The organism is Providencia sp. PROV061, assembly GCF_011045655.1.
Classification (GTDB): Bacteria; Pseudomonadota; Gammaproteobacteria; order Enterobacterales; family Enterobacteriaceae; genus Providencia; species Providencia hangzhouensis.
On the sequence record NZ_CP042861.1, the window covers coordinates 62,652 to 87,433 of the forward strand.

General features: G+C 43.7%; 24 protein-coding genes and 1 pseudogene. 2 read left to right on the forward strand and 23 right to left on the reverse strand.

Going from position 1 to position 24,782, the window contains the following annotated elements; all coding sequences use genetic code 11:
• Positions 1–55: 55 nt before the first annotated feature.
• Positions 56–871, forward strand: a complete 816-nt coding sequence (gene aph(3')-Ia, locus FVA72_RS00295) for an aminoglycoside O-phosphotransferase APH(3')-Ia (RefSeq protein WP_000018326.1) — start codon at positions 56–58, stop codon at positions 869–871.
• 189 nt (positions 872–1,060) lie between these two features.
• Here aph(3')-Ia and FVA72_RS00300 read toward each other — a convergent pair whose 3' ends face one another.
• Positions 1,061–1,765, reverse strand: a complete 705-nt coding sequence (locus FVA72_RS00300) for an IS6-like element IS26 family transposase (protein ID WP_001067855.1) — start codon at positions 1,763–1,765, stop codon at positions 1,061–1,063.
• Positions 1,766–1,789: 24 nt separating this feature from the next.
• Between FVA72_RS00300 and FVA72_RS00305 the strand changes: the two genes are divergently transcribed.
• Complete coding sequence (locus FVA72_RS00305; protein ID WP_071538080.1) at positions 1,790–3,364, forward strand: methyl-accepting chemotaxis protein; 1,575 nt, start codon at positions 1,790–1,792, stop codon at positions 3,362–3,364.
• A gap of 152 nt (positions 3,365–3,516) precedes the next feature.
• Here the strand turns inward: FVA72_RS00305 and FVA72_RS00310 are convergent, their stop codons facing one another.
• From FVA72_RS00310 to asnC, 22 genes and pseudogenes are all read right to left on the reverse strand, one after another.
• Positions 3,517–4,164, reverse strand: a complete 648-nt coding sequence (locus FVA72_RS00310; RefSeq protein ID WP_425288178.1) for a TniQ family protein — start codon at positions 4,162–4,164, stop codon at positions 3,517–3,519.
• A gap of 2 nt (positions 4,165–4,166) precedes the next feature.
• Complete coding sequence (locus FVA72_RS22175) at positions 4,167–5,198, reverse strand: AAA family ATPase (protein WP_425522858.1); 1,032 nt, start codon at positions 5,196–5,198, stop codon at positions 4,167–4,169.
• Positions 5,199–5,218: 20 nt separating this feature from the next.
• On the reverse strand, positions 5,219–5,833 hold the full coding sequence (locus FVA72_RS22180) for an ATP-binding protein (protein WP_425522859.1): 615 nt from the start codon (positions 5,831–5,833) through the stop codon (positions 5,219–5,221).
• A complete protein-coding gene (locus tag FVA72_RS00320; protein ID WP_425522860.1) occupies positions 5,830–6,804 on the reverse strand; it encodes a hypothetical protein in 975 nt (324 codons plus the stop codon). The genes FVA72_RS22180 and FVA72_RS00320 overlap by 4 nt, the downstream gene beginning before the upstream one ends.
• Before the next feature lie 9 nt (positions 6,805–6,813).
• Positions 6,814–7,619: pseudogene (locus FVA72_RS00325) on the reverse strand (IS5 family transposase).
• A 9-nt stretch (positions 7,620–7,628) separates the two neighbouring features.
• Positions 7,629–8,810 carry a DDE-type integrase/transposase/recombinase gene (locus FVA72_RS00330; protein WP_256372555.1) on the reverse strand — a complete coding sequence of 394 codons (1,182 nt, stop codon included), beginning with the start codon at positions 8,808–8,810 and terminating at the stop codon, positions 7,629–7,631.
• Entirely contained in the window at positions 8,797–9,618 is an 822-nt protein-coding gene (locus tag FVA72_RS00335; RefSeq protein WP_001029679.1) for a TnsA endonuclease N-terminal domain-containing protein, read from the reverse strand. The genes FVA72_RS00330 and FVA72_RS00335 overlap by 14 nt, the downstream gene beginning before the upstream one ends.
• A 159-nt stretch (positions 9,619–9,777) precedes the next feature.
• Positions 9,778–11,610, reverse strand: coding sequence for a glutamine--fructose-6-phosphate transaminase (isomerizing) (gene glmS, locus FVA72_RS00340; RefSeq protein WP_110592757.1), 1,833 nt, complete (start codon positions 11,608–11,610; stop codon positions 9,778–9,780).
• 207 nt (positions 11,611–11,817) lie between these two features.
• Positions 11,818–13,188 carry a bifunctional UDP-N-acetylglucosamine diphosphorylase/glucosamine-1-phosphate N-acetyltransferase GlmU gene (gene glmU / locus FVA72_RS00345; RefSeq protein WP_094962007.1) on the reverse strand — a complete coding sequence of 457 codons (1,371 nt, stop codon included), beginning with the start codon at positions 13,186–13,188 and terminating at the stop codon, positions 11,818–11,820.
• Between the two features lie 126 nt (positions 13,189–13,314).
• Positions 13,315–13,740, reverse strand: a complete 426-nt coding sequence (locus tag FVA72_RS00350; protein ID WP_004906291.1) for a F0F1 ATP synthase subunit epsilon — start codon at positions 13,738–13,740, stop codon at positions 13,315–13,317.
• Between the two features lie 21 nt (positions 13,741–13,761).
• Positions 13,762–15,144: a F0F1 ATP synthase subunit beta gene (gene atpD / locus FVA72_RS00355; RefSeq protein WP_004906293.1), complete on the reverse strand. Its 1,383-nt coding sequence runs from the start codon at positions 15,142–15,144 to the stop codon at positions 13,762–13,764.
• Positions 15,145–15,178: 34 nt separating this feature from the next.
• On the reverse strand, positions 15,179–16,042 hold the full coding sequence (atpG, locus tag FVA72_RS00360; protein ID WP_004906295.1) for a F0F1 ATP synthase subunit gamma: 864 nt from the start codon (positions 16,040–16,042) through the stop codon (positions 15,179–15,181).
• Positions 16,043–16,093: 51 nt separating this feature from the next.
• Positions 16,094–17,635: a F0F1 ATP synthase subunit alpha gene (gene atpA / locus FVA72_RS00365; protein ID WP_004906297.1), complete on the reverse strand. Its 1,542-nt coding sequence runs from the start codon at positions 17,633–17,635 to the stop codon at positions 16,094–16,096.
• A gap of 14 nt (positions 17,636–17,649) precedes the next feature.
• Positions 17,650–18,183 carry a F0F1 ATP synthase subunit delta gene (gene atpH / locus FVA72_RS00370; protein ID WP_004906300.1) on the reverse strand — a complete coding sequence of 178 codons (534 nt, stop codon included), beginning with the start codon at positions 18,181–18,183 and terminating at the stop codon, positions 17,650–17,652.
• A 12-nt stretch (positions 18,184–18,195) separates the two neighbouring features.
• Complete coding sequence (atpF, locus tag FVA72_RS00375) at positions 18,196–18,666, reverse strand: F0F1 ATP synthase subunit B (RefSeq protein WP_004906301.1); 471 nt, start codon at positions 18,664–18,666, stop codon at positions 18,196–18,198.
• Between the two features lie 58 nt (positions 18,667–18,724).
• Positions 18,725–18,964, reverse strand: coding sequence for a F0F1 ATP synthase subunit C (gene atpE, locus FVA72_RS00380; RefSeq protein ID WP_004093904.1), 240 nt, complete (start codon positions 18,962–18,964; stop codon positions 18,725–18,727).
• 48 nt (positions 18,965–19,012) lie between these two features.
• Positions 19,013–19,831: a F0F1 ATP synthase subunit A gene (gene atpB / locus FVA72_RS00385; RefSeq protein WP_004906316.1), complete on the reverse strand. Its 819-nt coding sequence runs from the start codon at positions 19,829–19,831 to the stop codon at positions 19,013–19,015.
• Between the two features lie 33 nt (positions 19,832–19,864).
• Positions 19,865–20,242, reverse strand: coding sequence for a F0F1 ATP synthase subunit I (gene atpI / locus FVA72_RS00390; protein WP_004906317.1), 378 nt, complete (start codon positions 20,240–20,242; stop codon positions 19,865–19,867).
• A 601-nt stretch (positions 20,243–20,843) separates the two neighbouring features.
• Entirely contained in the window at positions 20,844–21,464 is a 621-nt protein-coding gene (gene rsmG, locus FVA72_RS00395) for a 16S rRNA (guanine(527)-N(7))-methyltransferase RsmG (RefSeq protein WP_110592756.1), read from the reverse strand.
• A gap of 1 nt (position 21,465) precedes the next feature.
• Positions 21,466–23,355 carry a tRNA uridine-5-carboxymethylaminomethyl(34) synthesis enzyme MnmG gene (gene mnmG, locus FVA72_RS00400; protein ID WP_110592755.1) on the reverse strand — a complete coding sequence of 630 codons (1,890 nt, stop codon included), beginning with the start codon at positions 23,353–23,355 and terminating at the stop codon, positions 21,466–21,468.
• A 377-nt stretch (positions 23,356–23,732) separates the two neighbouring features.
• Positions 23,733–24,173 carry an FMN-binding protein MioC gene (gene mioC, locus FVA72_RS00405; RefSeq protein WP_110592754.1) on the reverse strand — a complete coding sequence of 147 codons (441 nt, stop codon included), beginning with the start codon at positions 24,171–24,173 and terminating at the stop codon, positions 23,733–23,735.
• Positions 24,174–24,264: 91 nt separating this feature from the next.
• The gene (gene asnC, locus FVA72_RS00410) at positions 24,265–24,726 is read right to left on the reverse strand and encodes a transcriptional regulator AsnC (protein WP_004906326.1); all 462 of its coding nucleotides are present in this window, start codon (positions 24,724–24,726) and stop codon (positions 24,265–24,267) included.
• Between the last annotated feature and the right edge of the window lie 56 nt (positions 24,727–24,782).

Sequence of the window (24,782 nt, forward strand, 5' to 3'; positions counted from 1 at the left end):
ATCATCATGAACAATAAAACTGTCTGCTTACATAAACAGTAATACAAGGGGTGTTATGAGCCATATTCAACGGGAAACGTCTTGCTCGAGGCCGCGATTAAATTCCAACCTGGATGCTGATTTATATGGGTATAGATGGGCTCGCGATAATGTCGGGCAATCAGGTGCGACAATCTATCGATTGTATGGGAAGCCCAATGCGCCAGAGTTGTTTCTGAAACATGGCAAAGGTAGCGTTGCCAATGATGTTACAGATGAGATGGTCAGACTAAACTGGCTGACGGCATTTATGCCTCTTCCGACCATCAAGCATTTTATCCGTACTCCTGATGATGCATGGTTACTCACCACTGCGATCCCCGGGAAAACAGCATTCCAGGTATTAGAAGAATATCCTGATTCAGGTGAAAATATTGTTGATGCGCTGGCAGTGTTCCTGCGCCGGTTGCATTCGATTCCTGTTTGTAATTGTCCTTTTAACAGCGATCGCGTATTTCGTCTCGCTCAGGCGCAATCACGAATGAATAACGGTTTGGTTGATGCGAGTGATTTTGATGACGAGCGTAATGGCTGGCCTGTTGAACAAGTCTGGAAAGAAATGCATAAGCTTTTGCCATTCTCACCGGATTCAGTCGTCACTCATGGTGATTTCTCACTTGATAACCTTATTTTTGACGAGGGGAAATTAATAGGTTGTATTGATGTTGGACGAGTCGGAATCGCAGACCGATACCAGGATCTTGCCATCCTATGGAACTGCCTCGGTGAGTTTTCTCCTTCATTACAGAAACGGCTTTTTCAAAAATATGGTATTGATAATCCTGATATGAATAAATTGCAGTTTCATTTGATGCTCGATGAGTTTTTCTAATCAGAATTGGTTAATTGGTTGTAACACTGGCAGAGCATTACGCTGACTTGACGGGACGGCGCTTCCCTACCCTCATGGCCGCCTCCCAGGAATCGACCCAGGTGCTTATCGTGGACATAATCCTTTACTCATAAATTGGCACTGTTGCAAAGTTAGCGATGAGGCAGCCTTTTGTCTTATTCAAAGGCCTTACATTTCAAAAACTCTGCTTACCAGGCGCATTTCGCCCAGGGGATCACCATAATAAAATGCTGAGGCCTGGCCTTTGCGTAGTGCACGCATCACCTCAATACCTTTGATGGTGGCGTAAGCCGTCTTCATGGATTTAAATCCCAGCGTGGCGCCGATTATCCGTTTCAGTTTGCCATGATCGCATTCAATCACGTTGTTCCGGTACTTAATCTGTCGGTGTTCAACGTCAGACGGGCACCGGCCTTCGCGTTTGAGCAGAGCAAGCGCGCGACCATAGGCGGGCGCTTTATCCGTGTTGATGAATCGCGGGATCTGCCACTTCTTCACGTTGTTGAGGATTTTACCCAGAAACCGGTATGCAGCTTTGCTGTTACGACGGGAGGAGAGATAAAAATCGACAGTGCGGCCCCGGCTGTCGACGGCCCGGTACAGATACGCCCAGCGGCCATTGACCTTCACGTAGGTTTCATCCATGTGCCACGGGCAAAGATCGGAAGGGTTACGCCAGTACCAGCGCAGCCGTTTTTCCATTTCAGGCGCATAACGCTGAACCCAGCGGTAAATCGTGGAGTGATCGACATTCACTCCGCGTTCAGCCAGCATCTCCTGCAGCTCACGGTAACTGATGCCGTATTTGCAGTACCAGCGTACGGCCCACAGAATGATGTCACGCTGAAAATGCCGGCCTTTGAATGGGTTCATGTGCAGCTCCATCAGCAAAAGGGGATGATAAGTTTATCACCACCGACTATTTGCAACAGTGCCCCAAAAGATGCCAATATTCTTTCGACTACCTCCCCTCAAAGCCATATCACGTACGTTAATCCTGACTTCATTAAAATCAGTGGTTTCACTGAGGAAGAACTATTAGGCCAGCCTCACAACATCGTAAGACACCCAGATATGCCGCCTGCTGCATTTGAGCATATGTGGAGTACATTAAAATCTGGCCGCTCATGGATGGGGCTAGTAAAAAATCGCTGTAAAAATGGCGACCACTATTGGGTAAGTGCTTATGTAACGCCAATAGCTAAGAATGGTTCGATTGTTGAATACCAGTCTGTAAGGACCAAGCCTGAACCTGAGCAGGTTTTGGCTGCGGAAAAATTATATGCTCAATTGAGAAGCGGGAAGGCCGCGAGGCCGAAATTGGCTGCTAGCTTTTCCGTGAAAATACTCTTGCTCATATGGGGTAGTATTATATCAAGCGCAATGGCTGCCGGCATGCTTACTGATACATCAATAAGCAGCTTATTGTTAGCCACTTTAATGTCAGGAAGCTTAAGCTCTGTTAGTGTTTTGGCTATTCTCTCTCCTCTTGGAAGACTGGTTGAAAGAGCCAGGAATATTTCCAATAACCCATTAAGTCAATCCCTCTACACTGGGCGCACCGATGAGTTTGGCCAAATAGAGTTTGCTTTACGAATGATGCAAGCTGAAACAGGCGCCATAGTAGGTCGCATAGGTGATGCATCAAATCGGCTTAGCGAACACACCCGAGGCCTACTAAAGGATATTGAGTCAAGCAATGTACTTACAGTTGAGCAGCAGGCAGAGACAGATCAAATAGCAACGGCAGTAAACCAAATGGTGGCAAGCATTCAAGAGGTTGCGAGCAATGCACAGCATGCTGCAGATGCGGCCGGAAGAGCAGACACTGAGACGGCATCTGGCCAGCGTCTGGTAGCCCACACAAGCCAGTCAATCACTGCCCTTGAAGGTGAAATTAGGCAAGCCACTCAGGTTATTCATGAGCTTGAAGGTCAAAGTAACGAGATATCAAAAGTTCTTGACGTTATACGAGGGATCGCCGAGCAAACGAATTTGTTGGCACTCAACGCAGCAATTGAGGCCGCGCGTGCTGGTGAGCAGGGGCGTGGTTTTGCTGTTGTCGCCGATGAGGTTCGCAGTCTTGCTGCTCGCACACAGCAATCGACAACGGATATTCAAAGCATGATCAGCGCTCTACAAGAGCGAGCGCAATCCGCTGTTACAGTCATGGAGCAAAGTAGTCGGCAAGCGCACACGAGTGTAGCTCACGCAGAGGAAGCAGCTACAGCTCTTGATGGAATTGGCCAACGCGTTAACGAAATTACCGACATGAACGCGCAAATAGCGACTGCGGTCGAGCAGCAGGGAGCAGTAAGTGAAGACATAAACCGCAGTATTATCAATATACGCGATGCTGCTGATACCAATGTACAGACCGGGCAGAATAATTTGCAAAGTGCGAAATCTGTCGCTCAGTTAACTAGCGCTCTGAGCGAACTGGCAAAACAGTTTTGGGAAAAACGAGGATAACGCTTTTCAGTATCTCGACAGGGATAACTTACTTTACCATCGGTTATCCCTTTTAGCCGCACAAATTTTAGCCATGGCTTTTCAGGAAGTCAGGGCTATCAGAATGGCCTTAGAAAGCCTAGTCAAAGAGCTGTCACGAGAACACCGTTAGCTTAGCGTACGATTTTTTCCGAATTCTGCGGTTCCCCCTCTAACAGAGGGGCTATATAAGCAGCTAGTGCTGTTAATTGAGATAGGGAGTCTTTGGGGTAGTCTGAAAGCAGCTCAGTATGACCCAAAGCCCAAAATTGATGTCGGTGATCATCTACAGCTCTATCAAAGAAGACTAAAGCACCGTGTTTTGGACAATATGGCAAAGCGGGCAAATACCAATCTCGTTGCCAAAAGGCTTCCCCATACCTATTTAGCTGAAGAGCAACGCAATCAGGGCAGTATCTAAAGCGGTTATCGCTCTTAACTCTAGAAGCAGCGACTCCTAGCATTAAATGCACCGCACCTTGCGCTTGGTACTCCATTAACCGAATAGCTTCGTCTCGGCGCTCCTTGCCTACAAACGGAGCATATAAAGGGAATAAGGTATGCTCATAAATAAGCTGCTGAACAGCGTAACGTCCTGTTTGATGTAGATGTCTTGCTATCACACCTAAATGCGAGGGCAGACCTAAGGTAGCGACCACCTTGCGGTTGCCATACACCTCATCCAACAGCTGCTTAGGACTAACAATCCCTTGATAAACGCCTGCCCGTGCAATAGTGCTATAAATCAGCTCATTCGAGTACGGAACAGGAAAGTTTCTCATGGCTAACCTGCTTGTTTAAATAAGCTCGCCATATCCACTATTACCCCTTTCCCTTTTAACCGTTCATGCATGGTTTTTTCAGGTTGGCGTTGTGAATAGATATAACGTAAATCCGTATCAGGCAAGCTATCCCAGTCGCTGGGCTTGACTACCTTTATAGCCGAAACCTTTTTACTCTTGGAGGGCTTTTCTAGTTCTGACACTACCGTTTCGCCTTCCATCAACCACTGCAAAACAAGAGGCAGTAACTTTTGTCTTGTCATCGTTGGATTCTGGCTAAACGCTTTTTTAATAGTGGGAATTAACAGGCTTGAATCGTAATCCTCTTTCAGCATCAGATATAAATGACGCTGATCTTCGGTATCTAACTCTTGAAGGGCTTTTTCTTCTGGTGTTTGTTCTTGTATCGCTGCGATATCTAGCTGAAGTTGGATTAACCGTTTATCAATCTCGGGAACGACTAGATCAGAATAACGAGCAATGCGTTCTGGGATACCCGAGCGTAATGCCTCTAGCATGGGGTGCACAGGCTTTAACTCATCTTGATACACTTGCCGCAATAAACCAGCGGTAATACGCTCATTGCCTAAAGCTAGCGCACGGAGCTGAGCGAGTACAAAAAGTTTTACTACAATGTCCATCACTCCTTGGCTTAGCTCATACCACACATCACGGACCTCATCCGATAACAGCGCATCTTTGCGTTGTAAAAGCTGTAATTGCCAAAGATTATCCGTAAAAGCGATCCACTCTTGATTGGGCTTTCCACGTTGCGTTTGTTGTATAGGATCCCAGAATATAGCTCCAAACCCTGCCCCTCTACGTGCAGACCGCAAATCAGCCTCAAAAATCTCTCGTGCTTTAGGGGTACCAATCAACATCACTGGTACGCCAATAATATTCACCATCGTCACAAAAAAGTTCAGCATCTCTTGAGATCCACCCGAACGAGAGCGGCTTAAATGCTGAATTTCATCAATAACCAACAACCCTAAAGCATGTGCATTGGCTATTTGCGACATCAAAGCCAACATGGTTTCTATACCATGACGTTTTAAGCCATAACGACGCTCATAGTTCGAGCCAAGGCTCGATCCAACGCTCTGAAAAAATTCAAGCAGATTTCTTTTAGCGAACCATTATGCGAGCAGTCTATTTTCAAATACACCACCTGCTCTACATTGAGTTCACGATGGTAAATCACCTGAGGATACGTGGCTAGAATACGATGAAGAGAGGTCGTCTTCCCACTACCAGAACAACCAATTAACAATAAGCTTTGTGCCGTAGATCGTGCCTCCTCAAAGCGAAATGTCTCCAACTCTCCCGTTTGAACACGCTCATAACCATTTTGTAAATGCTTTTGTAAATCTCCTGTTTTAGGATTTCTGCCTACGTAGCCACCTCGAATCATGACCGAAATACGCTCACTTAGTAGCAAATGCGTACCTAATGGCTGAAAATAGTCATCTGGAATACGACAAATGGTATGAGCTCTGATAACACGGGACTTTTGCAAGTCAGAGGAAGTAAGCTGTAAAGAGGATTTCAGTGATGCAGCACTATTCACTGACTCTTGTAATGGTGGTAAGGCCTCGATAAAAGGATTATCACGATAAGCCTCTACCCCCGTATCACGATAAACTGCTTGAATCCGGGTAGCACTCATGACTCATCCTTTTCTGGTGGATCCTGAAATAATTCAGGCACGTATGTGGGTAGGCTGTAATCTTCTTGATCATCCGCTTCCACTGCGTTGAAAGGAATAACTTTAGCCTCATCACCTGAAGAGCTTGGCTTCAAATGCTCCGCACGTTTTTTACGCTCCGAGGTCACGGCTTCTTTTTTATTAGTTTTAATCTGCTTAATGCGTGTTGATTTGGGCTCAGTAGTACTGGGCGTTAACTTATTCGCTTTCTGAATGGTTTGCTGAATAAACGCCTCAAGCTCCCTGCGTTTAGTTAACTCATCCTGCTTCGCATTGGCTTTATTGTGTTTTTCTTGTGCTTGTATATCCCAAACCTCCCAAAATGAGAGACCTTTAAACTGCCGACTACGTTCCGTCAGATTACAGCGCCAAAATACACGGCTGCCAACTTGCGGAAACAAATAAATCGTATCAACCAGCACTGGGTCATAAGCCGCTTCTAAATGTTGAGGTCTAGCTATATCAGTGCTCCGCTGCAACCAACCCTCACGCAGAATCTCTGACCCCGAGTAATACAAACCCCACAAATTAACGCCAAATGAAGAAATAGAGACCTTTCGGCGAGGCAGTAACGCTACTCGCAACTGCTCTTGCTCCACAGCCCTTAAACTACCTGTACGATGCTGCATACCCCATTGCCATAGCTGGACAGGAATAGACGGTAAATCTGTAGGAAAATCAGCATCTCGATCGTATTTATCCATCACCAGATGGTTATTTCTGAATAAGATCGTACGCAAAATAATTTGTGTGAACTCAAATACCGACAGAGATGCATCTAACCTATAGTCTGTTTCACCATGGCTTTTGATCCGACTGCCCTCTACAATGCCAGGTGCAAAGGACTTAAACTCGGCTTGTAGTGTTCTAAAAGTGCTTTCCACTATGCCTTTAGCATCGCCACGTCTAGGTGGAGCACTTTCCACTCGCACATTAAGAACCTATCCCAAAAGGATTTTATTCCAGATAATGATGGCACAGGCAAGATGCAGCATTGCCTCGTAATTTTCGACCTTTTTCTCCCAACGAGTCAGGACACGACGGTAGCGATTCATCCAACTGTGTGTTCTCTCTACAACCCAGCGGTGGGCCTTAAAATCCGTGTTTTTGATGGCTTCTGATTCATCCTTCCGTGACTGGACATGAGGCTCATAGCGACGACTTCTCAGATACGATCCCAACCATTCCGCTTCATACCCTTTGTCCATGCACAACCGGAGCCTCTTGCCCGGTCTGCCCGTCTGGAGGGCATCGAGCGTATCCGCAACCAGCTTTATGTCGTGCGTATTTGCTCCAGCGACAACCAGTGCAAGCGGAAGCCCGTTCCCGTCAGTCATCAGACTGCGCTTTACGCCCCGTTTCCCTCGGTCTGTTGGGTTCTTGCCTGTTTTTTTGAGCCTGCCAGCGGTGATTTGGTCATACAACCATCCATCGACAGCCACGACCAGTCAATAGCGTCCAACTGTTCGCAAGCAAGCAACCCGTTTTGCCAGAAGCGTTCAAATACGCCAGCATCCCGCCACTCCTGAAATCGGCGATGAGCAGAGCTTGACGAGCATATACCGGTGGCATTTAGCGCATTCCACTGGCAACCCGTCCTGAGTACGAAGAAAATGGCGTTCATTGCAGCGCGATTATCAACCCGCTTGCGGTGCGTACCCAGCGGGTGTTGAGTTCTATGCTCCGGGATGAGAGGAGCCATTTTCTCCCAGAGTTCATCACTGATTTGCCACTTATTACCTGCCATACGTTGCCCTCATAAATTATCATTATGTATTATCTGACAATTCCTTTTGGGATAGGTTCTAAAACTAGAAACTAAGGCTTCGACCTGATGACTCATTAATTCGCCACGGTCCGCTAGCAACACATCTGGCAAACCTACACACGGCCAGTCTGAGCTACTAATCTCAATATCATGCTGGGCACAAATGGCCGTTTTGTCAGAGCAAGCATTTACAAAAGCCTGCATCGCCACCACATAAGACGGATTTTCAAAGCCGATATAAAAGCCCGTGATCATCCGACTAAACACATCAATCACAATGTAAAGCGTTGGTCTTCCTATGATTTTTTGGCGATCATGATGATCCACTAAATAAATATCAGCAATCGTGGCATCAATCTCATAACGACTCCCAGGGCCTAACGCCTGAGAAGTGGCTGTACTACTTAAGGGTCGTACGTCTTTTTTATATACCCCTGCTTTAACTCTAGACTTTAAGCGCTGAGCTTTAGGGTATTCTCGATCATAAAAATAACGAAACTGACGTAGTGTTGGGTAATCCTCTTGGGGAATGCGAGGAAAATACTGAGCAAACAAGTCCACAAATCGTCTATAGGCAACGGTGGTCTTTGTACCTTTTTGATTTAACAGGTGCTTTTCTATGGTCAACCTAAAAAGGCGTTCAATCTCGGGCGTTACCTTGGTTCCTTCACCCTTACCATATTCTCTGGCTCGGCCAATCTTTGCTGTTCCTGTCGCTGAACGTCTTTCCCCTGGTGCACCGCTGTTTTTGTAGTCAGGAATTAATGCATTAGGCGTTTGACCACGCTGCCAGTAACGGCGTAACAACTTATAAACTGTAGCCTTAGTAACCTTATGTTCTTGGACCACATGCTCAACGAGTTCGCTTCTGACTTTAGGGTCGAAACGATCCTTACTATTAATAATAGGAAGAATTTTTCGATAATCCTCCTCGCGCTTCTGGAAGCTGACAGAATCTACAGACGGCTCTTCTAAATCAAGATGTACATAAGGGTCATCAGTTCTAACTAAGCGGCCTTCATCTAAATACTGCATTAGCAACAACTCAGCCCTAGCTTGTGGAACTCCTTTATCAGCGCTTATTTGCATCCAGACAACTTGGCCATCCTCTATAGCCAAAATGCGATACGGATCATTATCAAATAGCACAACCTCATTAATTTGCCACATAGCGCAACTCCTCCATATTCACTACTTGGCTAATACAGAGATCTGCACACTTATTTGCCCTGAAAGACTTATAAATATTGAACTTAATAAAACCATTTGCGGTTAAGGCTCGTATCTCACTCAATGTTTTGCCTAACTCCAAATCATAAGCAATATCAACCTGCTTACAGACATTGATAATGTTTTCATCTCCTTTTTCTTGCAGGATATGGGCCAATGGGGATAGTTGTGCTAAAAGCTCCGCAGAAACTTCTTCTGTTTTCACTGAATAAAGCCATTCAATATTTTCTTTTACTACGGGATTTATTTCTTTATCAGTAAAAATGAACCAAGGAATTTGCTTTTGCTGCCAATAGCGACGCTCTAGTTCTAGTTTTTCTAAGGTACGCTCGTCTTGTAAGGCTGCTGCAGGTTTGACTTGAATAGCAAACTGCTCAAAAGGACCATCTTTGCAGTCCACTAAAAAATCAGTAGACATAACCTGATCTACACCACGAATAACAGGATGCTTAATACCACTATCTATTGCAATCTGCCTGGTATCACTAGGTAATAAGGGGAACTGCTCGCGTATATCTAGCACGCTGCTCTCCCACTCAAGACTGAGAAAAACAGCAAGCTCTAAGTCAGATAGCAAATGATGGACTCGTCCCGTCTTATGAGAATAAATACGGTGGGAACGACCTGAAGAAGGAACTTCTTGTACTGTTAGCCATGGAATATAGTCTTTACCATGCCCTTGGCCACGCCCCTCTTTAATACGACGGGCAATTTGCACTTCAGAAAATGAAGAGTTTGCTTTAGCCATAACAAAAGTCCAGTATGCTTTTTCACAGCATAACTGGACTGATTTCAGTTTACAACTATTCTGTCTAGTTTAAGACTTTATTGTCATAGTTTAGATCTATTTTGTTCAGTTTAAGACTTTATTGTCCGCCCACATATCAGGACTAGTCAAATTTATTGATTACTCAACCGTCACCGACTTCGCCAAGTTACGTGGTTGGTCAACGTCTGTGCCTTTAATCAATGCAACGTGATAAGACAACAGTTGCAGAGGAACAGTGTAGAAAATTGGTGCGATCAGTTCTTCAACATGAGGTAGCGAAACAATTTTCATATTTTCACTGGCTTCAAAGCCTGCATCTTGGTCAGCGAATACATACAGCAAACCACCACGCGCACGGACTTCCTCAATGTTTGATTTCAGTTTTTCTAACAGCTCATTGTTAGGTGCAACGATGATAACAGGCATATCGGCATCAATTAACGCTAATGGGCCGTGCTTTAACTCACCCGCTGCATATGCTTCTGCGTGAATGTAAGAAATCTCTTTTAATTTCAGAGCCCCTTCAACTGCAATAGGGAACTGATCACCGCGACCTAAGAACAATGCGTGATGTTTATCTGAGAAATCTTCTGCCAATGCCTCGATAACTTTATCTTGCGATAACATGCTTTCAATACGAGCCGGTAGCGCATGTAGAGCGTGAGAAATGTTTTCTTCGAGCTCAGGGTTAGCACCTTTCAAGCGGCCCATATACGCAACTAACATCAGTAAGACGGTTAACTGTGTGGTAAATGCTTTAGTGGATGCCACACCAATTTCTGCCCCTGCCTTGGTCATCAAAGCAAATTCAGATTCACGTACCAGTGAAGAACCTGCGACGTTACATACCGCTAAAGAGGTCAAATAACCTAACTCTTTCGATAAACGCAATGCTGCCAGTGTATCTGCGGTTTCACCTGATTGGGATAACGTAATCATTAAGCTATTTTTACGGTGCGCAGGGTTACGGTAGCGATACTCTGAAGCAATTTCCACATCACATGGAATACCGGCCAAAGACTCAAACCAATAACGTGCAACCATGCCAGCATTGTAAGATGTCCCGCAAGCTACAATTTGGATATGTTCAACTTGAGATAAAATTTCACTCGCACGAGGACCTAACTCGCTTAAATCAATGCCATTATCTTTGCTAAAACGCCCTTCAAGGGTGTTTTTAATCGCCATCGGCTGTTCATAAATCTCTTTTTGCATGTAATGACGGTAAACGCCTTTATCGCCCGCATCATATTGAACGTTTGATTCAATTTGCTCGCGATCGACAGCTTCACCATTTTTATCAAAAATACGAACAGTACGACGAGTGACCTCGGCAACATCCCCTTCTTCAAGGTAAATAAAGCGACGAGTCACAGGCAACAGCGCTAATTGGTCTGATGCTAAAAAGTTTTCACCCACACCTAAACCAATAACCAATGGGCTACCAGAACGTGCGGCGACTAATAATTCAGGAATACGGCTATCCATAATCACAGTACCGTAAGCACCGCGCAATTGTGGGATAACACGTTGAACTATTTCCACCAGCGAACCGCCCTTTTGTTGCTCATGGTGAACAAGGTGCGCAATCACTTCAGTGTCAGTTTCTGAACTAAAGACATAACCGAGTTTTTTCAGTTCATCTTTCAGTTCTAAATAGTTTTCAATAATGCCGTTATGAACAACTGCAATATAACCAGAGGTATGCGGATGAGCATTGCGTTCACTTGGAATACCATGAGTCGCCCAACGGGTATGTGCAATCCCCGTTCCACCCAATACTGGGTTTTTCTCCGCTTCTTCAGCTAGCATTTGCACTTTGCCGACTTCACGTAAGCGTTGCAAATGACCTTCGTGATCAACGACAGCCATACCGGCTGAATCATAACCACGATACTCAAGACGACGAAGACCTTCTAACAGAATTTCTGCAATATCACGTTGTGCAACAGCACCTACAATTCCACACATATTTTTTTGATTCCTAGACAAAAGGTTCCTTTCTTGAGAAACCTTCATTTGTCGCAACCTAATTGTTGTACAGTTTTCACTGCTCCCCAGCCTTGTAGAAAATGGGGATATTATTTTTATATTGCTACCTTGAGTAGCTATTTTAATTTTCGCGATTAATTCGCATTTATAATAGGAGAGATATCGCTACCTCTCCTCAATATTTACTTATTTTTTCTTAACTGGACGTTGCCAGTTTTTAATATGCATTTGTTTTACACGGCTAACGACAAGTTCGTCTTCATTCACATCACGTGTAACCGTCGTGCCAGCGCCTATTGTTGCACCTTTGGCAACAGAAACTGGCGCAACTAACTGAGTATCAGACCCTACAAACACATCATCACCAATAATGGTTTTATGTTTATTGGCACCATCATAATTACAAGTGATGGTACCTGCGCCAATATTCACATTATCACCAATTTGGGCATCCCCGAGGTAACTTAAATGACCCGCTTTAGAACCTAAACCTAAAGAGGCATTTTTCATTTCGACGAAATTACCGACGTGTGCTTTGGCTGCTAATTTAGCACCTGGACGTAAACGCGCAAAAGGGCCAACTGTACATTCGGCTGACAATTCAGAGTTTTCTATCACTGAATATGGGCTGATAACCGAGTTATCACCAATCACACAGTCTTTTAATATACAGCCAGATTGAATATGTACGTTATTCCCTAATGTGACATTACCTTCAATAATCACGTTAGTATCAATAATAATATCGCGACCATGAGTCAGCGTTCCGCGCAAATCAAAACGTGCAGGGTCAATCAACATCACGCCGGCTAATAACAGTTTTTCCGCTTGTTCTTTCTGATAAACTCTTTCTAACGCAGCTAGTTGTAGGCGGTTATTCACGCCTTCCATCTCACTTAAATGTTTAGGATGAACGGTTGCAATTTTATTACCTTCTTTATGTGCTAATGCAATAATATCAGTAATATAATATTCGCCTTGTGCGTTATCGTTGTTCAGCTGTGCCAACCAACGTTTAAAATCTTTGCCACTAGCAACCATAATTCCTGTATTGATTTCTTGGATTTTACGTTGCTCTTCACTGGCATCTTTTTGCTCAATGATACCGACAACTTCATTATTTTCACGAATTATACGGCCATACCCTGTTGGGTTATCTAAGATAACCGTCAGTAAACCAATACCGCCTTGTGGTTTGACTTCAATCAGCCTGTCCAAGGTATCTTTAGCGATTAATGGCACGTCACCATAGAGCATGACAATATCTTCATCATCTTGGAAGCTAGGGGCAGCTTGTTGCATCGCATGGCCCGTACCGAGTTGCTCCGCCTGCAATACCCAATTGAGGTTTTGCTCACCCAGTTTTTCTTTCAGTAAATCACCGCCATGTCCGTATACCAGATGAATATCTGATGCACCAATGGATTTTGCTGTATCTATAACATGCTGAACCATTGGTTTGCCTGCAAGCAAATGCAAAACTTTAGGTAGCTCTGAATACATCCGTGTGCCTTTACCGGCAGCTAAAATCACGACACTTTTTCTTTGCACAGTCATTTTTCCTGAAACTCCAACTTAGGGATGAAAGTAAACCTATTTCCTTTATAAATTACTACATATTTCGCTCAAATAAAAAAGCCAGTTAGACTTAACCAACTGGCTTTTTTTACTATACCGCTATCATTACATTAGCTTTTTAGTTAACTCGATGACTCGAAGTTTCGCTATTGCTTTTGCAAGTTCTGCTGATGCCTGAGCATAATCAACATCGCCGTGAGCTTTACGGACGTGTTCTTCCGCTTTGCGTTTAGATTCCACTGCACGAGCTTCGTCTAAATCTTTACCACGGATCGCTGTATCAGCGAGTACGATAACACCATTTGGTTGCACTTCTAAAATACCACCGGAGAGGTAAATTAGCTCTTCTTCACCAAACTGTTTGGTAATACGTACCATGCCCGGTTTTATGGCAGTCAGCAGCGGGGTATGCTGCGGATAAATCCCCAGCTCACCTTCACTACCTGTCACCTGAATTTTCTGTACCATGCCTTCAAACATTTGTTTTTCAGCACTCACTACAGTCAGGTGGTATGTCATTGCAGCTACCATATCAACCTCCTGTCAGCTGGATTAAAGCTTTTTAGCTTTTTCCACAGCTTCTTCAATGGTACCAACCATATAGAACGCTTGTTCTGGCAGGTGGTCGTAATCACCGTTCAGGATCCCACTGAAGCCACGGATAGTGTCTTTCAGAGAGACGAACTTACCTGGTGAACCGGTAAATACTTCAGCAACGAAGAATGGTTGAGACAGGAAGCGCTGGATCTTACGAGCACGAGCAACAACCAGTTTGTCTTCTTCAGACAGTTCATCCATACCCAGGATTGCAATGATATCTTTCAGTTCTTGGTAACGTTGCAGAATAGACTGAACGCCACGAGCAACATCATAGTGCTCTTGACCAACAACCAGTGGGTCAAGTTGACGGCTAGTAGAATCCAGAGGGTCAACCGCAGGGTAAATACCCAGTGATGCGATTTGACGGCTCAGAACTACCGTTGCGTCTAAGTGAGCAAAGGTGGTTGCTGGTGATGGGTCAGTCAAGTCATCCGCAGGAACGTAAACCGCTTGAACGGAAGTGATAGAACCTGTTTGAGTTGAGGTAATACGTTCTTGCAGAACACCCATCTCTTCCGCCAGCGTTGGCTGATAACCTACCGCTGAAGGCATACGGCCTAACAGTGCTGATACTTCAGTACCTGCCAGTGTATAACGATAGATGTTGTCAACGAACAGCAGTACGTCACGACCTTCGTCACGGAATTTTTCAGCCATAGTCAGACCAGTCAACGCAACGCGCAGACGGTTTCCTGGTGGCTCGTTCATCTGGCCATAAACCAGTGATACTTTATCCAAAACGTTTGAGTCGGTCATTTCATGATAGAAGTCGTTCCCTTCACGAGTACGCTCACCAACACCAGCGAATACTGAGTAACCTGAGTGCTCAATCGCGATGTTACGGATCAGTTCCATCATGTTTACTGTTTTACCAACACCCGCACCACCGAACAGACCAACTTTACCACCTTTCGCGAATGGACAGATTAAGTCCATTACTTTGATACCGGTTTCCAGCAGTTCTGTTGAGTTAGCTAATTCTTCATAGCTAGGTGCAGCACGGTGAATTGACCAGCGCTCTTCTTCGCCGATATCACCTTTCATATCAATAGGTTGACCCAGAACGTTCATGATACGTCCTAAAGTTGCTTTACCTACTGGTACTTCAATTGGGTGCTCTAAGTTTACAACTTCTAAACCACGGCTCAGGCCATCTGATGTACCCATTGCGATACAACGGACAACACCACCGCCTAACTGTTGCTGAACTTCCAACACCAGTTTTTCTTTACCGTTAACAACCTCAAGAGCGTCGTACACTTTTGGTACGTCATCTTGAGGGAACTCGACGTCCACAACGGCGCCGATTACCTGGATAATCTTTCCAGTAGCCATCTTGAATCCTCTACGTAATTCGTAAACCTAGCTGTTAAACCGCGGAAGCACCCGAAACGATTTCGGTAAGCTCCTGAGTAATGCTGGCCTGACGAGCTTTGTTGTAAACCAACTGTAACTCTTTGATCAGGTTTCCACCATTATCAGTAGCGGCTTTCATCGCTACCATTCGTGCGGCCTGCTCACTAGCCAGGTTTTCAACGACGCCCTGATAAACCTGCGACTCGATATAACGACGTAGCAGGGTATCCAGCAACGCCTTAGGATCGGGTTCGTAAATGTAATCCCAAGACTTCTTCTTCAGTGTTTCATCATCACTTGCAGGCAATGGTAACAATTGAAGAATAGTTGGCTCCTGAGACATTGTATTGATGAACTTATTCGTCACCACATACAGTTTATCCAAACGCCCTTCATCATAGGCTTGTAGCATAGTGTTAACTGGACCAATCAAGTCCGAAAGCGTTGGGTTATCCCCCATTCCGGTAACTTGAGTCACGACATTGCCGCCCACAGACCCGAAGAATGATACCGCTTTAGAACCGATTAAAGCCAAATCAACCTGAACGTTTTTCTCAGACCATAACTTCATATCTGCTAACAGTTTTTTGAACAAGTTAATGTTCAAGCCACCACACAGACCACGGTCTGTTGAAACAACCAGATACCCGACACGCTTAACTTCACGCTCTTCGAGATATGGATGTTTATATTCCAGATTACCTAACGCTAGGTGACCAATCACACTGCGCATGGTTTCTGCATAAGGACGGCTGGCCGCCATGCGTTCCTGCGTTTTACGCATTTTGGACGCAGCGACCATTTCCATCGCTTTAGTGATCTTTTGTGTATTTTGTACACTTCCGATCTTGGAACGTATCTCTTTTGCGCCGGCCATTTCTGCTTCTCCTTATTAACCAGACGGCCCTAAGAACTGGGCCGAATAGTATTACCAGGACTGAGTTGCTTTAAATGATTCGAGCAGTTTTTTCAACTTGCCTTCGATATCATCGTTATAGCTACCAGCCGGGCCAATTTCGTTCATAAGGTCAGCATGCTCGCGCTGTGCAAAAGAAACTAAAGCAGCTTCAAACGCACCAATTTTCGCTAACTCAACATCATCCAAGAACCCACGTTCTGCCGCGAACAGAGACAGTGCCTGCTCTGCTACTGACATAGGTGCATACTGTTTCTGTTTCAGCAGTTCAGTTACTTTCTGACCATGACTTAACTGTTTACGAGTCGCGTCATCGAGGTCGGAAGCAAACTGAGCAAACGCTGCCAGTTCACGATACTGAGCAAGTGCGGTACGGATACCACCAGACAGTTTCTTGATAATTTTAGTCTGAGCAGCACCACCAACACGAGATACTGAAATACCTGGGTTAACCGCTGGACGAATACCAGAGTTAAACAGGTTAGATTCCAGGAAGATCTGACCATCTGTAATCGAAATTACGTTTGTTGGTACGAATGCAGAAACGTCACCAGCTTGGGTTTCAATGATAGGCAGAGCTGTCAATGAACCTGTTTTGCCTTTAACTTCACCTTTAGTAAAGTTTTCTACGTATTCAGCGTTAACGCGAGCAGCACGCTCAAGTAAACGTGAGTGCAGATAGAAAACGTCACCTGGGTAAGCTTCACGTCCTGGTGGACGACGCAGCAACAGTGAGATTTGACGGTACGCAACAGCCTGTTTAGACAGGTCATCGTATACGATCAGTGCATCTTCACCGCGGTCACGGAAATATTCACCCATCGCGCAACCAGCATATGGTGCTAAGTATTGCAGAGCAGCTGATTCAGATGCTGTAGCAACAACAACGATAGTATTTTGCAGTGCGCCGTGCTCTTCCAGTTTACGAACTACGTTAGAAACGGTAGACGCTTTCTGGCCGATAGCTACGTACACACATTTGATGCCTGAGTCGCGTTGGTTGATGATTGCATCGATAGCCAAAGCAGTTTTACCTGTTTGACGGTCACCGATAACAAGCTCACGCTGACCACGACCGATTGGAATCATGGCATCGACTGATTTATAACCAGTTTGAACTGGTTGATCAACAGATTGACGGTCGATAACACCTGGAGCAATAACTTCTACAGGAGAGAAGCCATCGTTATCAACAGGACCTTTACCATCAATTGGTTGACCCAGTGTATTCACAACACGTCCTAGCAGGCCACGGCCTACTGGAACTTCAAGAATACGACCAGTACATTTAACTTTCATGCCTTCTGCCAAGTCGGCATAAGGACCCATGACGACCGCACCAACAGAGTCACGCTCTAAGTTCAGTGCGATAGCGTAACGGTTGCCAGGCAGCGCGATCATTTCACCCTGCATGACTTCGGCTAAACCGTGAATACGAATAATACCGTCATTAACGGATACAATCGTACCTTCATTGTGAGCTTCACTCACAACATCGAACTGAGCAATACGCTGTTTGATCAGTTCGCTGATTTCGGTGGAATTCAGTTGCATATGCTCCAGTCCCCTTAAGACTGCAAGACGTCAGTTAAACGCTCTAAGCGACCGCGGATACTCCCGTCAATAACGAGGTCTCCAGCACGAATGATCACTCCAGCAATAACAGACTTATCAATTTTGCAATTCAGCTTAACTTTGCGTGACAGACGTTTTTCCATCGCTGCAGAAATTTTAGCTGACTGCTGTTCACTCAGTTCGTTAGCAGAAATCACATCAACTTCAATGGTTGATTCCAGAGAATCGCGCAATTGGATAAATTGCGTTAACACTTCTGGTAGCGTCGTTAAACGCCCGTTATCTGCCATAACACGAATCAGATTCTGAACATGCTCGTCAATTTCATCTCCACAAACAGAGATAAACGTTTTAGCTAATGTTTCTGGTGCAATAGAACCAGAAAGCAGCTCTCCAACCTGTTCATTGCGCGTCACCTCAGCGGTGAAGGCTAGCATTTCCTGCCATTTAGCAACAGCTTGGTTTTCCACAGCAAAGTCAAAAGCTGCTTTGGCGTAGGGGCGAGCTACAGTAGCAATTTCAGACATGCCCCTCCCTCCTTACAGTTCAGCGACTAGTTTATCAACGATGTCGCTGTTAGCAGCTTCATCCACGGAACGTTCGATGATCTTCTCGGCACCTGCGATAGCAAGCATCGCAACCTGTTTACGTAACTCTTCACGTGCACGTTTGCGCTCAGCATCAATTTCAGCTTGCGCTTGCGCGACGATTTTTGCACGTTCTGCTTCCGCTTCTGCTTTTGCTTCATCAATCATTTGAACGCGCTGTTTATTCGCTTGTTCAATGATGACTTGTGCTTCAGCTTTCGCTTTTTTCAGTCGGTCGGTTGCGTCGGTTTGCGCCAGTTCCAGGTTCTTTTTAGCACGTTCTGCGGAAGATAAACCGTCAGCAATTTCTTTTTGACGTTTTTCAATGGCCGCCATAATCGGTGGCCATACATACTTCATACAGAACCAAACAAACAGGACAAACGCGATAGCCTGGCCGAGGATTGTTGCATTTAGATTCACAGACAATACCTCATATTCATTAGTGAATTAATGTTCTTACAGTGTTCCGTAACGTTAATTAGGCAACAGCGAACATTACATACAAGCCCAGACCAACAGCAATCATCGGAATAGCATCGACCAGACCCATTACGATAAAGAACTGTGTACGCAGCAGAGGAATTAAATCTGGCTGACGAGCAGCACCTTCTAAAAATTTACCACCTAGGATGCCGATACCGATCGCAGCACCGATCGCCGCTAAGCCCATCATCACAGCGGCAGCCATGTACAGCAGATCCATACTCAGGTTTTCCATGACAGTCTCCAGTTTGTTTCAGTTAATACAATTATTGATAAAATTAAATTAGTGTTCTTCAGATGCCATCGACAGATAAACAACCGTCAGAACCATAAAAATAAAGGCTTGTAGCGTAATAATCAGTATGTGGAAGATAGCCCAAGGTAGGCTTAACAACCACTGTGACCACCACGGAAGCAGAGCCGCGATAAGAATAAAGATCAATTCACCTGCATACATGTTACCAAACAGTCGCAGACCGAGTGATACAGGTTTTGACAGCAGGCTTACCCCTTCAAGAATCAAGTTGACTGGAATGAAGACAGGATGGTTAAAAGGCTGCATTGTGAGCTCTTTTGTAAATCCGCCAATTCCTTTCATTTTGATGCTGTAGAAGAGGATTAGGATAAACACACCAATAGCCATCGATAATGTGACACTAACATCTGCGGTTGGTACTGCACGTAATGCAGGTAACCCGAGATAATGCTCAGCAATATACGGAAGGAAATCAATTGGGAGTAAATCCATTAGGTTCATTAAGAATACCCAGACGAACACAGTTAATGCTAAAGGAGCAATAACTTTGCTCTTGCCGTGATACATATCACGGACTGAGTTATCAACGAAACCAATGATCAGTTCTATTGCAGTCTGTAACTTACCGGGTACGCCACTAGTCGCATTGGCTGCAACTCTTCTAAATAGCCACAGGAACAGAGCCCCGAGAACTACCGAGAAAAAAAGCGAGTCAATGTTCAACGTCCAAAATGTTGGACTAGCGTGGGGATCGACCAACTTAAAGGTACTCAGGTCCAACTGAAGGTTTTTCAGATGGTGGCCTATGTAATCCTCTGTAGTCATCACTTCTCCTGATGCAGACATGATGCCTCTTACCCTTTTGTAGTTTAAAAATACTTACCGTTTAAAAACGGCTGGTGCAACAATCTGAACAATTAGCACCGCTAAATAGGTCAAACCCAGTGGTGTTAATGACGCTTTGAACACACCGAAAGCAACAACTAAGACAGCGATAGTTGTAACAACCTTTAGCCCTGCTCCTAATGCTAAGAACCAGGCAATGCGGACAGGTTCATCCTCTCCTTTTGCTTTCTGAAATTGTGCTAGCAGCATAAATACGATATTTGGTAACCAGCATGCTAACCCACCAGCAAGAGCAGAGGCCCCCCATTCTATACTATTTGCACAGAAAGCCCCACTGAGGATCACTAAAGTTATAAACTGAACAGACAACTGCTTTGCAGCGTGTTTGTTGTCATAAAGGGATACAGACATAACTTTTTGTTTACTCCCAGCTCTTCTCAGCCTCAGAAACGCTAAGTGTTGTATAAAACTGCCTTTGCGTAAATGTGTCAAGAGACAAAAACGTGCAAATTATACGGGCAGGCGAAATGAATTCAATCAGTAAGTAGCGAAAAGGTGAATAAATATTTAATTTTTTCGAGTTGGCGCAGAATTGTCGCTGTAATAATTAATAAATAGTTAATGAATTGCTGCATATATTCACATTAATGTGATAAATATCACATTTGACTTTATCCTCTTTATTTATTCTTTCAACTTTACTGACAACAAAAAATAGATTTAATCTGTAAATCAAACAATTAAAGAATTAGTTTTTTAAGTTAAATTTAAACGTGATAAATCAAATATTTCACTGTTAACTATTTACCTAGCTAAATCGATTAAGTAAAAATTGCCAATTAGCCAGCATTTTTTCTATCAACACTTTATTTTTGAAGCTTATTCGTTATTTCCATGTAAATAACACGTGAAATATAAGTATTTATTCTTTAGCTAAAAATAAAAATAGCCGGTGCTTTTTAACACACCGACTATCGCTCTAAAAGACAAAATATTTTGACAGAAAGCAACTTTATTTTATAGAAACTTTAACTAAATGGCGCTGCTCATCAAGTTCAGGTACTTCAAGCTCTGTAATAGATTCAATCACAAAACCTTCTGGTAGCACCATTTCATCATCACGAATGACACCTTTAAGTGCATAAAAGCGCCCTTCAGATGAAGGTAAATGATGGCACCAACTCAACATATCATTCAGCGAAGCAAATGCGCGGCTAATCACACCATCAAAACCATCTTCAACTGGATATTCTTCAACACGTGATTGAACAGGCTCAATATTAGTTAGCCCTAACTCATGTTGAACCTGTTTTAGAAAGCGTATGCGCTTCCCTAAGCTGTCCAGTAAAACAAAATGGGAATCAGGTCGAACAATTGCTAAAGGAACACCAGGCAAACCAGGACCGGTTCCTACATCAATAAATTTTGTTCCGTTGAGTTGACCGTTCACCACTATGCTATCCATGATATGACGGATTAACATCTGCTGTGGGTCACGTACCGATGTCAGGTTATAGGCTTTATTCCATTTCGCTAATAACCCAACATAATCAACTAACTGCTGTTTTTGCTTTTCCGTTAAGTCGATATCGGTTTTTACTAGCAATTGATTAAGTTTTGATAATAAATCCACGTTAAGCGCTCCGGCGTAGCATGCCTTGTTTTTTCAGCCAAACAAGTAAAATAGAGATTGCAGCAGGCGTGATCCCTGAAATTCGCGATGCTTGACCAATAGATGTTGGTTTATGATCGTTTAGTTTCGCCATCACTTCGTTAGACAACCCTTTGACTTGTTTGTAATCAAGGTCAACAGGCAACAAGGTATTTTCATTACGCAGTTGTCTTTCAATTTCTTCTTTTTGACGAGCAATATACCCTTCGTATTTAACTTGGATTTCCACTTGATCCGCAGCTTGAGGATCATCAATACCCGGTGCAAAAAGGTTGAGTGAAGTTAACATCTTATACGTCATTTCTGGGCGACGGAGTAAATCTTCCCCATTTGCTTCTTTAGATAATGGAACGGTTAAAATTCCATCTATTTCTATGTGGTTATCCGATTTAGGATGAACCCAGATATCTTTTAAGCGCTGACGCTCTTTTTCAATCAATTCGACTTTGTTATTAAAATGCGCCCAGCGAACATCATCAACTAAACCTAACTCTCGGCCTTTTTCTGTCAGACGTAAATCTGCATTGTCTTCACGAAGCATCAAACGGTATTCAGCACGTGAGGTAAACATACGGTAAGGTTCTTTTGTCCCTAAAGTACAAAGGTCGTCAACGAGAACACCGATATAAGCTTGGTCACGACGAGGGAACCAACCTTCTAAACCAAAGGCATGTTGTGCAGCATTAAGCCCAGCTAGTAGCCCTTGGGCCCCTGCTTCTTCATAACCTGTTGTACCGTTAATTTGGCCAGCAAAAAATAAGCCATCAATAAATTTACTTTCAAGCGTTTGTTTTAGATCTCTAGGGTCAAAGAAATCATATTCAATAGCATAACCAGGACGAATGATCCTTGCATTTTCCATTCCTTTCATGGAATGAACAATTTGCATTTGAACATCAAATGGTAAGCTGGTGGATATCCCGTTAGGGTAAATTTCATTGCTTGTTAAGCCTTCTGGCTCTAAGAAGATCTGATGTGAGTCTTTATCGGCAAAACGCATAACTTTATCTTCGATCGAAGGGCAATAACGTGGGCCGATCCCTTCAATAACCCCTGCATACATAGGGCTACGATCCAAGTTATTTCTGATCACTTCATGGGTTTTTTCATTGGTATAGGTGATATGACAAGGCATCTGCTGTGGATGTTGATCTTGTGAACCTAAAAATGAAAATACCGGCATTGGATCATCACCTAGCTGTTGAGCTAACTGACTGAAATCAATAGTTCTTGCATCAATACGTGGTGGCGTTCCTGTTTTTAAACGATTAACACGTAAAGGCAATTCTCTCAAACGTTGAGAAAGTGAAATTGAAGGGGGATCACCTGCACGACCACCACTGTAATTTTCTAAACCTATATGAATTTTGCCATCAAGGAAAGTACCAACGGTTAATACTACAGCTTTGGCTTTAAATTTTAAGCCCATGCGAGTAATAGCCCCTGTAACTCGATTGTTTTCAACAATTAAGTCTTCTACAGGTTGTTGGAAAATCATCAAATTAGGCTGATTTTCTAAAGCCATTCTGACAGCTTGGCGATAAAGAACACGGTCAGCTTGTGCTCGGGTTGCACGAACTGCAGGCCCTTTGCTGGCATTTAATGTTCTAAATTGAATACCTGCTTTGTCTGTTGCTGTGGCCATTAGACCACCAAGGGCATCAATTTCTCTAACCAGATGCCCCTTACCGATCCCACCGATGGCTGGGTTGCAAGACATCTGGCCCAATGTATCAATATTGTGAGTCAGTAATAGGGTTTGACGCCCCATACGTGCAGCTGCCATTGCTGCTTCAGTACCGGCATGACCACCACCAATTACGATGACGTCAAATTGCTCTGGATAAAACATGTGTGGACCTTAAACGTTAGAAAATGCGGATTGTGCATTTGAGGAGAGAATTCTACTCAAGTTTGAGGAAGAGACCAAGCTTTAGGTTTCTCCCCTATATAATATAAAGATCTTTTTATTTAAAGATCTCTTTATTAGATCTTTTATTAGGATCACTCGTTTCTGTGGATAAGTGGATTTTCACTTTAAAGATCATGAAAGTGTAAAGGATCATATACTGTGAATGATCCGTGATCCATTTGCGTATAAGCTGGGATCAAAAAGGGTACTTATGCACAGGGCATGGGGAACCTAAAACTTATACTCTGGATAACTACGGGTTAATACCGGGATCTTCCCTGAGTTATCCACAGTTGATTGCTGTTATTTTAATCAAATTAGAGTTTGTTTGCCCAAATTTTAACCCATTCCCCTGCGGGATCTTCGGGTATTTCGTGTTGTTGGACATCAATTTCCAAACATTCACCGATCCTTTTAGCCCCTTGCTTGGTTAACAAGTCATCTATTTTATGGATCGCACCACAAAAAGTGTCATATTCAGAGCTACCGATCCCTACCGAGCCAAATTGAACTTGGCTTAGATCAGGAGCACTTTCTTCTATTGAATCAAAAAGAGGTTGAATATTTTCAGGGAGATCACCTGCACCATGTGTTGAGCTCACCACCAGCCATATGCCTTCAAGTGTTAAGTCATCAAGCTCCGGGCCATGTTGAATTTCGGTTTCATGACCGAGTTCTTCTAAAATCTCAGCCATGTGCTCGGCAACATACTCCGCACTGCCCATTGTACTGCCACTTATTAAGGTTACTTTTGTCATGGTGATTCTCTTTCACAATAATAGGGCGCTATTGTACGCTGTGAATGAGCTGGGATCTACCTGTGGATAATGTGGTTATATCATTTTTTTTCTACGGATTGATTGTTCGTAAGATCGGGTTTTGTAAGGAGATCAGTGTTTCTGTGGATTGTATCTCATCAATGGTTTGAATTTTGTTGATAAGTACGTCTTGTAAAGAATCGATAGAACGGCACATTACTTTAATAAAAATGCTGTATTGCCCTGTTGTATAGTACACCTCGACAACTTCTTCTAAGGCATCTAATTTTTTTAGTGCGGTTGGGTAATCTTTTGCACTTTTTAAAATAATGCCAATAAAGCAACAAACATCGAACCCTAATTGTTTTGGGTTTATATCAATACGTGTGCCTTTAATAATTCCTGCTTGTTTCATTTTTTCGACACGGACATGAATTGTCCCGGGGCTAACAGCGAATTTTTTGGCTAATTCAGCATACGGTATGCGTGCATTTGCCATTAATTCGTGAAGTATGTCACGATCGAGATTATCGATTTGATAATTTTCTGGCATTATTTCACCTCTATTTTAACGATTATTCATTTTTATACCTGTTTTTTTATTCAAAA

What these genes read in the sequence shown, in the direction of transcription:
- atpD (WP_004906293.1), bottom strand. Translation starts at nt 15,144, where the DNA reads ATGGCTACTGGAAAGATTATCCAGGTAATCGGCGCCGTTGTGGACGTC.
- asnC (WP_004906326.1), bottom strand. Translation starts at nt 24,726, where the DNA reads ATGCCAGAAAATTATCAAATCGATAATCTCGATCGTGACATACTTCAC.
- glmS (WP_110592757.1), bottom strand. Translation starts at nt 11,610, where the DNA reads ATGTGTGGAATTGTAGGTGCTGTTGCACAACGTGATATTGCAGAAATT.
- mioC (WP_110592754.1), bottom strand. Translation starts at nt 24,173, where the DNA reads ATGACAAAAGTAACCTTAATAAGTGGCAGTACAATGGGCAGTGCGGAG.
- atpB (WP_004906316.1), bottom strand. Translation starts at nt 19,831, where the DNA reads ATGTCTGCATCAGGAGAAGTGATGACTACAGAGGATTACATAGGCCAC.
- FVA72_RS00335 (WP_001029679.1), bottom strand. Translation starts at nt 9,618, where the DNA reads ATGGCTAAAGCAAACTCTTCATTTTCTGAAGTGCAAATTGCCCGTCGT.
- FVA72_RS22175 (WP_425522858.1), bottom strand. Translation starts at nt 5,198, where the DNA reads ATGTTGGCTTTGATGTCGCAAATAGCCAATGCACATGCTTTAGGGTTG.
- glmU (WP_094962007.1), bottom strand. Translation starts at nt 13,188, where the DNA reads ATGACTGTGCAAAGAAAAAGTGTCGTGATTTTAGCTGCCGGTAAAGGC.
- FVA72_RS22180 (WP_425522859.1), bottom strand. Translation starts at nt 5,833, where the DNA reads ATGAGTGCTACCCGGATTCAAGCAGTTTATCGTGATACGGGGGTAGAG.
- atpE (WP_004093904.1), bottom strand. Translation starts at nt 18,964, where the DNA reads ATGGAAAACCTGAGTATGGATCTGCTGTACATGGCTGCCGCTGTGATG.
- atpI (WP_004906317.1), bottom strand. Translation starts at nt 20,242, where the DNA reads ATGTCTGTATCCCTTTATGACAACAAACACGCTGCAAAGCAGTTGTCT.
- atpA (WP_004906297.1), bottom strand. Translation starts at nt 17,635, where the DNA reads ATGCAACTGAATTCCACCGAAATCAGCGAACTGATCAAACAGCGTATT.
- FVA72_RS00305 (WP_071538080.1), top strand. Translation starts at nt 1,790, where the DNA reads ATGATAAGTTTATCACCACCGACTATTTGCAACAGTGCCCCAAAAGAT.
- atpH (WP_004906300.1), bottom strand. Translation starts at nt 18,183, where the DNA reads ATGTCTGAAATTGCTACTGTAGCTCGCCCCTACGCCAAAGCAGCTTTT.
- FVA72_RS00330 (WP_256372555.1), bottom strand. Translation starts at nt 8,810, where the DNA reads ATGTGGCAAATTAATGAGGTTGTGCTATTTGATAATGATCCGTATCGC.
- FVA72_RS00310 (WP_425288178.1), bottom strand. Translation starts at nt 4,164, where the DNA reads ATGAGAAACTTTCCTGTTCCGTACTCGAATGAGCTGATTTATAGCACT.
- atpG (WP_004906295.1), bottom strand. Translation starts at nt 16,042, where the DNA reads ATGGCCGGCGCAAAAGAGATACGTTCCAAGATCGGAAGTGTACAAAAT.
- FVA72_RS00350 (WP_004906291.1), bottom strand. Translation starts at nt 13,740, where the DNA reads ATGGTAGCTGCAATGACATACCACCTGACTGTAGTGAGTGCTGAAAAA.
- FVA72_RS00300 (WP_001067855.1), bottom strand. Translation starts at nt 1,765, where the DNA reads ATGAACCCATTCAAAGGCCGGCATTTTCAGCGTGACATCATTCTGTGG.
- mnmG (WP_110592755.1), bottom strand. Translation starts at nt 23,355, where the DNA reads ATGTTTTATCCAGAGCAATTTGACGTCATCGTAATTGGTGGTGGTCAT.